General features: G+C 67.4%; 9 protein-coding genes. 8 read left to right on the top strand and 1 reads right to left on the bottom strand.

What is annotated here, in order from left to right; genetic code table 11:
• A partial coding sequence (locus tag BGN95_RS15040; RefSeq protein ID WP_286773157.1) for a TonB-dependent receptor domain-containing protein occupies nucleotides 1–975 on the top strand: 975 nt, incomplete at its 5' end.
• Nucleotides 976–1,078: 103 nt separating this feature from the next.
• Here BGN95_RS15040 and BGN95_RS15035 read toward each other — a convergent pair.
• The gene (locus BGN95_RS15035; protein ID WP_286773156.1) at nucleotides 1,079–4,015 is read right to left on the bottom strand and encodes a TonB-dependent receptor plug domain-containing protein; all 2,937 of its coding nucleotides are present in this window, start codon (nucleotides 4,013–4,015) and stop codon (nucleotides 1,079–1,081) included.
• Between the two features lie 311 nt (nucleotides 4,016–4,326).
• On the opposite strand from BGN95_RS15035, the gene BGN95_RS15030 reads away from it, so the two are divergent.
• The 7 genes from BGN95_RS15030 to BGN95_RS15000 form a co-directional block, all read left to right on the top strand.
• Nucleotides 4,327–6,693 carry a penicillin acylase family protein gene (locus BGN95_RS15030; RefSeq protein WP_286773155.1) on the top strand — a complete coding sequence of 789 codons (2,367 nt, stop codon included), beginning with the start codon at nucleotides 4,327–4,329 and terminating at the stop codon, nucleotides 6,691–6,693.
• Complete coding sequence (locus BGN95_RS15025; protein ID WP_286773154.1) at nucleotides 6,690–8,279, top strand: N-acyl-D-amino-acid deacylase family protein; 1,590 nt, start codon at nucleotides 6,690–6,692, stop codon at nucleotides 8,277–8,279. Before BGN95_RS15030 ends, BGN95_RS15025 begins: the two co-directional genes overlap by 4 nt.
• A 90-nt stretch (nucleotides 8,280–8,369) precedes the next feature.
• A complete protein-coding gene (gene dgcN, locus BGN95_RS15020) occupies nucleotides 8,370–9,407 on the top strand; it encodes an N-acetyltransferase DgcN (protein ID WP_286773153.1) in 1,038 nt (345 codons plus the stop codon).
• Nucleotides 9,365–10,357, top strand: coding sequence for an N-acetyl-D-Glu racemase DgcA (dgcA, locus tag BGN95_RS15015; protein ID WP_286773152.1), 993 nt, complete (start codon nucleotides 9,365–9,367; stop codon nucleotides 10,355–10,357). Before dgcN ends, dgcA begins: the two co-directional genes overlap by 43 nt.
• Entirely contained in the window at nucleotides 10,354–11,604 is a 1,251-nt protein-coding gene (locus tag BGN95_RS15010) for a dicarboxylate/amino acid:cation symporter (protein ID WP_286773151.1), read from the top strand. The genes dgcA and BGN95_RS15010 overlap by 4 nt, the downstream gene beginning before the upstream one ends.
• 26 nt (nucleotides 11,605–11,630) lie before the next feature.
• Nucleotides 11,631–12,515 (top strand): LysR family transcriptional regulator, encoded by an 885-nt coding sequence (locus tag BGN95_RS15005; protein WP_265314599.1) that lies wholly within the window; start codon nucleotides 11,631–11,633, stop codon nucleotides 12,513–12,515.
• A partial coding sequence (locus tag BGN95_RS15000; protein WP_286773150.1) for a D-alanyl-D-alanine carboxypeptidase occupies nucleotides 12,515–13,405 on the top strand: 891 nt, incomplete at its 3' end. The genes BGN95_RS15005 and BGN95_RS15000, both read left to right, overlap by 1 nt.

Below are 13,405 nucleotides of genomic sequence, written 5' to 3'. Positions count from 1 at the left end.
AATTATACCCGTTCGTTCCGGGCGCCGGCGATCACCGAATTGTTCGCGCCGGTCGGCCAGGTTTACAATACCGCCAACGATCCGTGCGATTCCCGCTACATCACCGGCGGCCCGGACCCGTCGCGTCGTGCGGCCAATTGCTCGGCCGCTGGCCTGCCCGCCAATTTCGTTTCCAACGTCGTCGACTATACGGCGCCCGGCGCGAGCGGCGGCAACAAGAACCTGCAGAACGAAATCGCCAATAGCTGGACGGCGGGCGGTATCTTCCAGCCGACGTTCATCCCCGGCCTGCAATTGTCGGCCGACTATGTGCATATCGACGTCAAGAACGAGATCGCCCAGCTCTCGCTCACCGACGTGATGAACGCTTGCTACGATTCGTCGAACTATCCCAACAATCCCTATTGCGCGAGCTTTACCCGCAATTCGGCCGGACAGGTCACCAACTTCTTCACTGGATACTATAATATCGGTATCGAGCGGTTCGAGGGCGTCCAGGTGGCGTTCAACTACAACCTGCCGCTTTCACGTCTGGGGGCGTCGGAGTCTGCAGGCACCGTCTCGCTCGCCGTCAATTATCTTCATACGCTTCAGCATTATTATCGGATCGGCAGCGGCGATATCCAATATACCGTCGGGAGCATCCAGGAGCCTCGAGATAACTTCACCGCCAATTTGAATTACGACAATGGCGGCTTCAATTTCATGTGGCAGACCATTTATTATGGCCCCGCCCATATCAACGTGAACCTGCCGGATACGAATTACCAATATCCCGTGCTGAAGAGCTATTTCCTGTTCAACACCTCGATCGGCTATGACATCAATAAGCAGTTCAATATCCGGTTCATGGTCAATAACGTCATGAATCGATCGGTGCCGTTCCCCTATTCTCTGGGGGACTACGGGCAGTCCCGCTATTATGACGCGATCATGGGGCGGTACTTCCGGGTCAGCGCCGGGTTCAAATTCTAAGCGGAAACCCCGCTTCTTCGTCGCCCTGCGCGCCACATGGTCCGGCGCGCAGGGCGAACTTTCGGTCACCGCCGACCGGGAAGGATCCCGGTCGAACCGCGCTTCACCGGGTCCGCACGCGGAAGCCGACGCGGAAGGTGCGCCCGAGCAGGTCGCTATAGGTCGAATTGGCGGCCAGCCCGGTTTCGGGAAGGAGCATCGGCCCGGCATCGAACAGATTGGTGATGTTGAAGAACACTTCGCCGTCGCCCGGTTCCCGGATCGCGATCTTCGCGGTCAGGTTGAGATCGACGTAGAACGTCCCCTTGACGCGATTGTTGTCATAGGTGGGGAATTGCGTGGTCGAGAGCGGGCAATTGGCCTGGCACTCGATCCCGCCGATATCGTAGCGTCCCGCGCTTACCCCACGCCCGACCGCGGTGATCGAGAACAGCGAGGCGTCATAGGTCGCGTTGACGCGGTAGATCCATTTCGGCGTGCCAGTCTGGGTGCCGTTCACCCCGACGCTGTTGAGCGGCACGGTGCCGGGGATCCCCTGATCGATGATATTGTCGATATAGCGCGTCGCGATCCCGCGCAGCGTGAAGCTTTCGCCCTTGCCGATCGGCACGCGATAAGAAGCGTCTATATCGATCCCGCGCACCAGCTGGCTGGTGAAATTGAACGGCTGCGCGCGGAACAGCAGATAGGGCGTGCCCGGCTGCGACAGCGGCGGTGGCGCGACCGAATAAGCGGCGCAATATTCCTGCCGCCCGTCGAAGCAGCGATTGATGATCTCCTGCGCGCTGAGCGTCCCGATCGCATCCTTCATCTTGATGCGGAAATAATCGACCGAGATGCTGAAGCCCGGCACGAAGCGCGGCGAGAAGACCGCGCCGATATTCAACGTATCGGCCTTTTCGGGCTTGAGGTTGAGGTTGCCGACGACGGTCGCCGAATAGGAATAGCGCGCCGGCCCCTTCGATGAATCGTTCTTGTCGTAGAAGGGATTGTTGACCGCATCGGTGTTCGCGGTGCCGGCCGAATAGAGCTCGGAGAGGTTGGGCGCGCGGATATCGCGCGATCGCGTCACGCGCAGCCGGATGTCGGGGATCGGTTGCCAGGTCGCGCCCGCCTTCCAGGTGGTGACGTAGCCCGAAGTCGAATAATCGGTCGCGCGCACCGCGCCGTTGAATTCGAGCCCCAGCCCGAGCGGCACGACCGTCTCGAGATAGGCTTCCTTGACGTTGTATTTGCCGGTGGTGGGCAGATAATTGCCCACCGACCACAGATTGGTCGTCCCGGTGGTGCTGACGATCGGCTGATATTGTGTCGGGACGGAGCCGCGGATGCTTTCCTCGCGATATTCGCCGCCGATCGACACGCTGACGTCGCCGGCCCAGGTCGCGAACGGCGCCAGCGCGAGGTTGGCGCCCGCCACCTTCTCCTCGATCACCTCGTCGCGATAGGGATTGCCGAGGACGTAGGAGATCGCCGCCGGATTGGCGACCCCGATGCCGAGCCGGTTGAGCGGCACGCAGGCGCGATCGTCATTGGCCGGATTGGTGTCGACGTTGACCGAGCAGACGATCGTGCCGGGGGCATAGCCGCCGGGGTTGCCCGCCTGCGCGAAGACCGCGTTGGTGGCATTGTTCATCCGGCCGATGTTCATGATGTTGCGCAATTGCTCGCGCAGATCGGCGCGGCCGTACTGGCCGTAGACGTCCCAATGCGCCTTGCGCCCGAACGCCTCGAACTCGCCCTCCGCCCCGATCACGTAGCGCTGCACCTCGCGCTTGTTGTCGACCGCGCGGAACGGCAGGTCGGCGGCGGTGGTCGCCAGCGTCACGGTGTTGATGCCGGCCAATTGGCTGGCGCCGAGCGCGTTGATCAGAAAGGCGTTGTTCGCCTGCAGCGTGATCCCGGTCGACAGGTTGGGGCCGGCGTTGAAATAGACTTCCTGCCGGTTGTACGATCCTTCGAAGAACAATTCGACGCGTGGCGCGATCTCATAGCTCAGCCGCCCGAACACGCCCCAGCGATTGTCACGCGGGGCAAGGCCGATGCGGCGGCCCGAATCGTTGACCTGCCAGTCGCCGCCCTGCGTCAGCGTCGGCGGTGACGATCCGCCCGGCGAGGGGAAGGTCAGCGCGCCATATTGATAATGGTTCACCGACCCGCCTTGGCCGAAATAGATCCCGCGCAGCCGGTTGGCGACGCCGCCGCTCGAACCGGTGATCAGCCCCCCGGGGGTCGAATTGGCCGCGCCGACCTGGGTGCGGATCAGATAGCGCGGGGTGGTGCTGTTCGTGGTCCAATTGGGGTCCTGGATGCGGACATAGCCGGTCGCGTTCCAGTCGCGATCGACGTTGAAGATGCCGTCGGCATGCGCGACCTCTCCGTTGAGGATGATATGCCCGCGCCCGCCGGCGAAGGAGGTGCCGCCGGTGACGTTGATCGAATAATTGCCGCCGTCGCCGTGCCCGGTGATGCCCGAATCCGCCGCGACCTTGAGCCCCTGGAACTTCTTGTTGAGGACGAAATTGACCACGCCCGCGACCGCGTCCGAGCCATAGGCCGCGGAGGCGCCGCCGGTGACGACATCGACCCGCTCGATCAGGGATTGCGGGATCGTGTTGACGTCGACCAGCCCGTTGATCGTCGAGGCGACCGAACGGCGCCCGTCGAGCAGCACCAGCGTGCGCATCTCGCCCAGATTGCGCAGGTTGAGCGCGTTGATCCCGGCCTGGCCGCTGCTCAGGTTGAGCCGCGAATTGGCCGGGCGGGTCGATCCGGCGAGCGACGGCAATTGGTTGACGAAATCGGCGACATTGTTCGACGGCGAGGAATTCTGGATATCCTCCAGCGTCATCACCGTCAGCGGGGTCGGCGCCTGGAAACCGTCGCGGATGATGCGCGAGCCGGTGACGACGACATCCGAGGCGGCTTCATCGGGGGGTGCGGTCTGCGCCGCCGCCGTGCCGGCGATGGCCAGCGCGGTGAGGCTCGAAAAGGCGGCGAATCCGGCCCTGAATTGGCCCAGCGTCCGTCCGAATGTCATATATCCCCCCTTTATGTCCCTGCCGGTTTCCCGGATCGAAGGCCGCTTCCCTGCCGGCCTTCCGCGAAATGTTCGTCATTATCGGGGGGCGCCATCTTCGGTGGCGGATTACCCCTATAATCAAGCGTGAGGGTGCCGGGCACCGCCGAGCAGCGTCAAGAGCGCGCGCGGTTCCTTTTGTTCGCGCGCCCATAATCTGCGTCTATGGCCTGGCTATAGATTGCGCCTATGGCTCGCCAAGCGCTTGCCATATGTCCTTCGAACAACACGGCATTAGCCTGTGCCGACAGGTACGCCCGGGGGATATGCCGATGTTGAATCGCCGTTCGTTTCTGCTCGGCTCGACCGCGATGCTGGCGCTGGTGCCTGTCGCGGCCGCGCGGACGGGGAGGGTGGATGTGTCCGGGCTGACTGCACCGATCGAGATCATCGACGATCCTTATGGCGTGCCGCATATTCGCGCCGCCTCGATCCCCGATGCCTATTTCGGGCAGGGCTATGTCGTCGCGCGCGACCGGCTGTTCCAGATCGATTTCTCGCACCGCCGCGAAATGGGGCTGATGGCCGAGGCGTTCGGGCGCGACTTCGCCGCGCATGACGCACGCGCGCGGCTGTTCCACTATCGCGGCGATCTCGATGCCGAGCTCGCCGCGGTGCCGGAGAAGGTGCTCGCCTGCGCGCGCGCCTATGTCGCCGGGATCAACGCGCGGATCGACGAAGTGCTGGCCGATCGCTCGCTGCTGCCGCTGGAATATGCCATTCTCGGGGTCCGCCCACTCAAATGGGATATCCGCGATCTCGTGCTGGCGCGCGGCGAGCGGATCAACAGCGCCGATGAGGAGGTGCGCCGCGCGCGGCTCGCGGCACTGGGGTTGCTCGATCTCGACGCGGTGATCGCGCCGCTGCGCCCGGCGTGGAAGATGACCGTTCCCGAGGGGCTCGACGTCGCGGCGGTGTCCGACGCCGATCTCGGGGTGTTCCGGCTCGGCGCGCTGCCGTTCGGGGCAATGGTGCTTCCGCAGGAGCCGAACGATCCCGATCCGGTCGGCGAGCGCGCCAACGGCGGCAGCAACGCCTGGACGGTCGCGCCGTCGCGGACGACGACCGGCCGCGCGATCCTCGCCAACGATCCGCATCTCGGGATCGGCGGGTTCGATCCGCGGCATGTCGCGCATCTTTCGGCGCCGGGGCTCGATGTGATTGGCGGCGGGTCGCCGGGGCAGCCGGGGATCATGCAGGGGCACACCGATCGCTTCGCCTTCGGCCGCACCAATTTCCACATCGACCAGCAGGATCTGTTCGTGCTGGAGCTCAACCCCGACGACCCCGAGCTCTATCGCCACGAGGGGAAATGGAAGAAGTTCGACCGCGTCGATATCCATATCCCGGTGAAGGGCGGGGCGCCGGCGCCGTTCACCTTGCGCTTCGCCGCGCAGGGGCCGGTGATCGCGCATGATCCGGCGCGGCGCCGCGCCACCGCGCTCGCGGTGATCGACCTGCAGCCGGGGGGAAGTGACGCGTTCGCGATGATCGCGATCAACCTCGCGCGCGACTGGGCGGATCTGCGCAACGCTTTCCCGCTCCACCCCTCGCCGACCAATTTCCATTATGCCGATATCGAGGGCAACCACGGCTGGCAGGTGATCGGCTTCGTCCCCGTGCGGCGCAAGGGCGACGGGTTGCTGCCGGTGCCGGGCGATGGGCGTTACGACTGGACCGGCCGGCGCGATTTCCGCGCGCTGCCGAGCGAATATAACCCGGCCAAGGGCTGGTTCGCCTCGGCCAACCAGAATAATCTGCCCCGCGATTGGCCGCGCGATCGCATCCCGGCCTTTTCGTTCAAGGATCCCTATCGCTACGAGCGGATCGCCGACGTTCTGTCGGGGCAGCGCAAGCACAGCCTCGCCGACAGCATCGCGCTCCAGCACGACACCCTGTCGACCCCGGCGCGGCAATTGCTCGCGCTGCTCCCGGCGCGCGGCTCGGCCGGGGCGGCGCCCGCGCTGGTGATGTTGCGCGGCTGGGATGCGCGCGTCGATGCCGAAAGCGGCGCGGCGGCGCTGTTCGAGCTGTTGTGGCGCGAGCTCGGCAACCGGATGCTCGCGCTGATCGTCCCGGAAAGGGCGCGCGCGCTGGTCACCGAGATCGCGCCCTCGGTGCTGCTCGGGCTGCTCGCCGACCCCGACGCGCGGCTCGGCCCCGATCCAAAGGCGGCGCGCGACGCATTGTTCGACGCCGCGCTCGCCGCCGCCTGGAATGGGGCGCGCGAGAAGCTCGGCCCTGATCCGGCGGCGTGGCGGTGGGCAACCTTGCACCAGGTTCGGCTCGCGCATCCGCTGTCGCGCATCCCCGCGATCGCCAAGGCCTTCCCGCCGATCGAGGGCGAAGGGGCGGGTGGCGATTCCTATACCGTGATGGCGCGCTGGCTCCACGGCAACGCGGGCTGGCAGGTCAGCGGCGGGGCGAGCTATCTGCAGGTGATCGACGTCGGCGCGTGGGACAATTCGGTGATGCTCAACCTTCCCGGCCAGTCGAACGACCCGCGCTCGCCGCATTATCGAGACTTCTACCGGCCGTGGATCGCCGGCGCGATGCAGCCGATGCTGTTCAGCCGCGCCGCGGTCGACAAACATGCCGTCAGCCGTACGATGCTCAATCCGAAGGGGAAATCCGCATGAAGGTCCGGTCGATCGCCTTGTTCACCGCGCTGGTCGCGCTCGCCGCGCCGGCGGGGGCGCAGCGCGCGGACGTGGTGATCCGCGGCGGGACGATCTATTCGGGTGCGGATGCGCCGCCGATCACCGGCGATGTCGAGATCGCGGGCGATCGCATCGTCTATGTCGGGCCGGCGAGAGGCACCACCGCCGCCCGGGTGATCGACGCCACGGGCAAGATCGTCGCCCCCGGCTTCATCGACGCGCATACCCACCCCGACACCTACATCCGTTCGCCCGATGCGACCGCGCGTCTCAACCTGCCGTGGCTCGCGCAGGGCGTGTCGACGATCGTCACCGGGGTCGACGGCGGGGGCACCCCCGATGTCGCGGCGGACGCGCACAAGCTGGAGGCGAGCCGGATCGGCACCAATGTCGTGCCGTTCGTCGGCTTCGGCGCGATCCGCGCGCGCGTGCTCGGCGCGGACGATCGCGCGCCGACCGCGGCCGAGCTGGAGCAGGAGAAAGCGCTCGCCGCAAAGGCGATGTGCGAAGGGGCTTATGGCCTTTCGACCGGCTTGTTCTACGCGCCGCAAAGCTATGCCAAGACCGAAGAGGTGATCGCGGTCGCGCGCGAGGCTGGGCGTCGCGGCGGGATGTACGACACCCACCAGCGCGATGAATCGAGCTATACGATCGGCCTCCTCGCCTCGACCCGCGAGGCGATCGAGATCGGCCGTGCCGCCGGGATGCCGGTGCATTTCGCGCACCTCAAGGCGCTGGGCGTGGACCTCCAGGGCCAGGCGCCGCAGCTGATCGCGACGATCGAGGCCGCGCGCGCCGCGGGCCAGCAGGTGACCGCGGATCAATATCCCTGGCTCGCCTCGGGGACGAGCCTCGACGCCTCGCTCGTCCCGCGCTGGGCGGTCGACGGCGGCTATGCCAAGATGATCGCGCGGTTCGACGATGCCGCGACCTTGGCGCGGATCAAGGCCGAGATGCGTGACAATCTGCGCCGGCGCGGGGGCAAGGACTCGATCCTGTTGACCAGCGCGGATCAGCCGTGGACCGGCAAGACGCTCGGCGCGGTCGCGGCCGAATGGCAGGTCGATCCGATCGATGCCGCGATCCGCATCCTGCGCGTCGCCGATGCCAAGGGCACCGAGCCGGCCGGCGCCGGGGTGGCGAGCTTCAACATGGCCGATCGCGACGTCGATCTGATCATGCAGCAGAAATGGGTGGTGACGAGCTCCGACGGGTCCGACGGGCATCCGCGGCAATATGCCACCTTCCCGCAGAAATATCAGGTCTATGTCCGCGAGCGTAAGGTGATCTCGCTCGGCGATTTCATCCGCCGTTCGACCGGGCTGACCGCCGATCTCTACCGGCTCGACCGGCGCGGCTATCTGCGCCCGTCCTATTTCGCCGATGTCGTGGTGTTCGATCCGGTCGGTTACGCGCCGCGCGCGACCTATGTGAACCCGCGGGTGCCGAGCGTCGGGGTCGTCGCGCTGCTGGTCAACGGCCAGGTCGTGCTGGAAAATGGCGCGACGACCGGCGCCGCGCCCGGCCGCGCCCTGCTGCGCCCGCGCCCGGCGCCGTGCGCATAGCCGGGCGTTATAGGTCGCGGCGCAAGCGCGATTGGCGCAGCCGCGCGCCGCGGCCCAAGGAAAGCATCAGTCTTTTCCGCTAGGTGAGCGATGATTCCGGCACCCTTTCTTCTCTATCTCGGCCATTCGGATGACGAGGTCGGCATCAAGACCTCGCGCGGTCTTGCGATCTTCCGCCCGCAGGATTGCGTCGGCGAATGGCGCCACGACGGCAGCCCGTTGACGCTCGGCCTGCCGCGGATGAATGCGGCCGAGGCGCGTGCCGCCGGAGCGCAGACGTTGGTGCTCGGCATCGCCAATGCCGGCGGCCGGCTTGGCGAGGCGCTGATCGAGGACGCGCTGGCGGCGATCGCGACGGGGATGAACGTCGTCTCGGGGCTCCACCAGCGGCTGCGCGACGAGCCGCGGCTGGTGCGCGCCGCGGCCGAGACGGGGGTGACCCTGTTCGACGTGCGCGATCCGCCGGCGCATCTGCCGGTCGGCACCGGCAAGCGGCGCGCGGGCAATCGCCTGCTCACCGTCGGCACTGATTGTTCGGTCGGCAAGATGTACGCCACCCTGCTGCTGCAACAGGCGCTCCGCGCGCGCGGCGTCACCGCCGATTTCCGCGCAACCGGGCAGACCGGTATCCTGATCGCCGGCGAGGGCGTCCCGCTCGATGCGGTGGTGGCGGATTTCATCTCCGGTGCGATCGAAACGCTGAGCCCCGCGCGCGACGACGACGGCTGGGATCTGATCGAAGGGCAGGGATCGCTGTTCCACCCCTCGTTCGCCGGGGTCTCGACCGGGCTGCTCCACGGCGCGCAGCCGCGCGCGCTGCTGTTGTGCCACGATCCGTCGCGGGCGCATATGCGCGGGCTGCCGCACTACCAATTGCCCGATCTCGCCACCTGTCTGGAGGAAAACCTCCGCGTCGCGCGGCTGACCAGCCCCGATGTGCGCGCGGTGGGCGTCGCACTCAACACTGCCAAGCTCGACGATGCCGAGGCGCGGCGGCTGTGCGCGGCGACCGCGGACGCGCTGGGCCTGCCGTGCACCGACCCTTATCGCTTCGGCGCCGATCCGATCGCTGACTGGATGCTGCAATGCTTCGAACCCTCCAAGCCACCCATGACCGTTTCGCACTGAAGACGCCGTTCCGCATCTCGCGCGGGGTGCGGACCGTTGCGGAGGTCATCACCGTCACCGTCGCGCAGGACGGATTCGTCGGACGCGGCGAGGGCGTGCCCTATCCGCGCTATGGCGAAACGGTCGAAGGATCGCTGGCGGCGATCGCCGGGATCGCGCCGGCGATCGAGGCGGGGGCGACACGCGCCGATCTCGCGACGCTGATGCCCGCGGGCGCGGCGCGCAATGCGGTCGACGACGCCTTGTGGGATCTCGAAGCGCGGCTTGCCGGCACCAGCGTCGCGGCGCTCGCCGGCCGCCCCGAACCGGCGCCGCTCGCCTCGGCGATCACGATCGGTATCGACACGCCCGAGGCGATGGCGCTCGTCGCGGCGCGCATCGCCGACGTGCCGTTGCTCAAGGTGAAGGTCGCGCGCGCGGAAGCGCAGGCGCAGATCGCCGCAGTGCGCCGCGTCGCCCCGAAGCCCCGGCTGATTGTCGATCCCAATGAAAGCTGGACGGTCGCCGATGTCGTTGCATGGCAGGGTTTCCTGGTCGAGCAACGCGTCGATCTGCTCGAGCAGCCGGTGCCGGCGGCGGCAGATGCGGGGCTGGCCGGGATCGCATCGCGCATCCCGATCTGCGCCGATGAATCGCTGCATACCCGTGCCGACCTCGATGCGCTCGTCGGTCTTTACACGCATGTTAATATCAAGCTCGACAAGGCCGGCGGCTTGACCGAGGCCCTTGCGCTCGCCGATGCAGCGCGGGGAAGGGGCTTTGGCCTGATGATTGGATGCATGCTCTGTTCGTCGCTCGGCATTGCGCCGGCGATGCTGCTCGCGGGGGAGGCGGATTTTGCCGACCTCGACGGGCCGTTGTGGCTCGCCGAAGATCGTCCCGGCGGGGTGCGTGACGAAGGCGGGGTGCTGTTGCCGCTGCATCCGGGCTTCTGGGGCGCCCGCGCGTGAGGCTGCTCCGCGGCTGGTTCGCGGTGCCGTTATGGAAACGGGTCGTGGCCGGGCTGGTGCTCGGAGCGTTGCTCGGCGCCTTGTCGCCGGACGGCGCGGCGGCGATCAAATTGGTCGGTGATCTGTTCGTCCGGCTGATCAAGATGCTCGTCGTGCCGGTCGTACTGGTGACGATCGCGGCGGGGATCGCCGCGCTCGGCGATCCACGCCGGCTCGGGCCGATCGGCGGACGTACCCTCGGGCTGTTCGCGCTGACCACGCTGGTCTCGGTCGTCATCGGCATGGCGGTGGGGCTGGTGATCCGCCCCGGCGCGGGGATCACGCTGGCGGGAGTCGCGCCACATGCATTGGGCACCCCCGTCTCGCCCGCCGATCAGCTGCTCAACATCGTCCCGGCGAATATCGTCGATGCGCTGGCACGCGGCGACATGCTCGCGATCATCTTCACCGCGATCCTGCTCGGCGTCGGCAGCGTCATCGCGGGCGAGGCGGGCAAGCCGGTGGTCGCATTGCTCCAGGGGCTCACCGCGGTGCTGCTCCAGATCGTGCGGATCGTGATGGAGGTGACGCCGTTCGGGGTTTGCGCGCTTATCGCCAATGCGGTGGCGACGAGCGGCGCGGTGGTGTTCGTCAATATCGGCTGGCTCGCCTTGTGCGTGCTGTTCGCCGCGCTGGTGCAGATGCTGATCGTCCACGCCGGGCTGATCGCATTGGTCGCGCGGCTCCCGGTCGGACGGTTCTTCCGCGGGATCATCGATGCGCTGGCGATCGCCTTTTCGACCGCTTCCTCGTCGGCGACGCTGCCGGTGGCGCTGCGCGTCGCGCAGGACAATCTCGGCATCGCGCGCCCGATCGCCTCGACGGTGCTGCCGCTGGGGGCGAGCATCGGCAAGGACGGCACCGCAATGTATGTCGGCTTGCTTGGGCAATTCGCGTTGCAGGCGCTGGGGATAGCACCCGATCCGTGGATGCTCGCGGTGATGCTGTTGACCGGCGCGCTCGCCGCATTCGGCACCGCGCCGATCCCGTCGGCGTCCTTGTTCATGCTCGCGGCGATGCTCGCGGCGGTGGGGGTGCATCCCGAGCAGACTGCGCTGGTGGTCGGGCTGGTATTGCCGTTCGACCGGCTGCTCGACATGACCCGCACCGTGCCCTCGGCCTCGGCCAACCTCGCCGTCACCACGCTCGTCGCGCGTGCCGAAAATGCGCTCGACGAGGGGCGCTTTCGTCAAGCCGTTGTCGAATAAGCGATACCGTCGTTAGGATCGGCCTCATGAACCTGCGGCATATCGAGATCTTCCACGCGGTCTACGTCAACGGCACGGTCAGCGGGGCGGCGCGCGCGCTCAATATCTCGCAGCCGTCAGTCTCGAAGACGCTGCGCCACGCGGAAAGCCTGCTCGGCTTCGAATTGTTCCAGCGCACCAACGGCCGGCTCGTCCCGACCGAGGATGCGCATGCGTTATTCTCCGATGTCGCCGAGATCCAGGATCGCGTGCGGATCCTGCGCGAGGCGGGGCGCAATCTGCGCGCCGGCGCGGGGATGACCTTGCGGATCTCCGCACTGCCCAGCCTCGCGCTCGCCGCGCTGCCGACCGCGGTGTCGCGCTTCATGAAGGAGCGCCCCGACGTCCGCTTCGATCTGCAGACCGTGCATCACGATGATCTGCTGGGGAAACTCTACGAGCGCGAGACCGATATCGCGATCGCCAACAAGGTGCCGCGCGGCGTCCCGCTCGGGCAGAGCTGGCTCGGCGAGGGCGAGCTGGTGGTGCTCTATCGCGAAGAAGATCTGCCCGATGCGCCGCCGCGGCTGGAGCTGGCGCAACTCGCCGGGCATCCGTTCATTACCGTCGCGACGAGCGGCCCGCTCGGCCGGATCTTCACCGACGAGCTCGAGCGGCTGGGGGTCGAACTCAACGTCGTGGTCTCGGCGCGCACCTTCTACATCGCCGCGGCGCTGGTGCGCAGCGGAGTGGGGGTGACGGTGGTCGATTCGTTCACCGCAGAGGCGTGTATGGCGCCGGGGCTGCAGATGCGGCCGCTCAAGCCGTCGCTCGCCTTCGACGTCCACGCGATCCATCTGCTCGATCGCCCGCCGAGCGTGCTGGCGACGCAATTCCTCGCCTTGCTCGCCGATGTGATCGAGGGGCGGTGATGCGCGGAATGCTCGCGCTGGTGCCGTTGCTGCTCGCCGCGGCGCCGCCAGCCGCGCCGGCGGTGGAGGAGGCGCTCGCCAGCGTGGGGGCGGGCACCCGTATCGGGCTGGTGGTGGTCGACGATCAGGGACGCGAGATCGTGGCGGTCCGCCCCGACGATCGCTTCGTGCCGGCCTCCAATACCAAGATGTTCACCACCGCCGCGGCGTTCGCGCTGCTCGATACCGCGTCGCCCGATACCGTGGGCGGCGCGAGCGTGCGGCTGGAGGGGCGCGACGTGATCCTCGCCGGGCACGGCGACGCGCGGCTGTCGAGCGCGGCGGATTGCCAGAGCGATTGCCTCGTCGATCTCGCGCAGGCGGTGGCGGCGCGCACCCGCGTCGTCCGCGATGTGATCGGCGACGACAGCGCCTTTCCCGACGAGCGCTGGCCGGCGGGGATGAGCTGGAACAACATGGCCGGCCAATATGGCACCGCGATCTCCGCGCTGACACTCGACGACAATGTCGTCGTGCTGACGGTGACGCCGGGCAGGCCGGGCGCGACGCCGGCGATCGCCGGAGACGGCTATTACCGCATCGACAATCGCGCGATCACCATCGCCGGCGGCAAGACCGCGCTGGAGGTAACCCGCACGCCGGGGAGCGATATGCTGCGGATCGCGGGCACGATCCCCGCCGGGGGCGCGGCGGCCAATCTGCGCGTCGGGGTCGATGATCCGGCGCATCGTGCGGCGCGGCGCTTCGCGGGATTGCTGCGCGCGGCGGGCGTGCGGGTGACGGGCGACATCGCCACCCGCCACCGGCTGCTTTCGCCGGGCGACGATCCTGCGGCGCGCGGCGACGCCCCCGTCTCGCGCCCGCCCGCGCCGCCCGAGCTTGCCCGGCTC

The organism is Sphingomonas sp. 66-10 (assembly GCF_001897045.1).
Classification (GTDB): domain Bacteria; phylum Pseudomonadota; class Alphaproteobacteria; order Sphingomonadales; family Sphingomonadaceae; genus Sphingomonas; species Sphingomonas lycopersici.
The sequence above is the reverse complement of the archived record's forward strand: the minus strand, read 5'-3'. Positions and strand labels throughout refer to the sequence as shown.

Coding starts and splice junctions, on each gene's coding strand:
- BGN95_RS15030 (WP_286773155.1), top strand. CDS start 4,327: ATGTTGAATCGCCGTTCGTTTCTGCTCGGCTCGACCGCGATGCTGGCG.
- BGN95_RS15035 (WP_286773156.1), bottom strand. CDS start 4,015: ATGACATTCGGACGGACGCTGGGCCAATTCAGGGCCGGATTCGCCGCC.
- dgcN (WP_286773153.1), top strand. CDS start 8,370: ATGATTCCGGCACCCTTTCTTCTCTATCTCGGCCATTCGGATGACGAG.
- dgcA (WP_286773152.1), top strand. CDS start 9,365: ATGCTTCGAACCCTCCAAGCCACCCATGACCGTTTCGCACTGAAGACG.
- BGN95_RS15005 (WP_265314599.1), top strand. CDS start 11,631: ATGAACCTGCGGCATATCGAGATCTTCCACGCGGTCTACGTCAACGGC.
- BGN95_RS15025 (WP_286773154.1), top strand. CDS start 6,690: ATGAAGGTCCGGTCGATCGCCTTGTTCACCGCGCTGGTCGCGCTCGCC.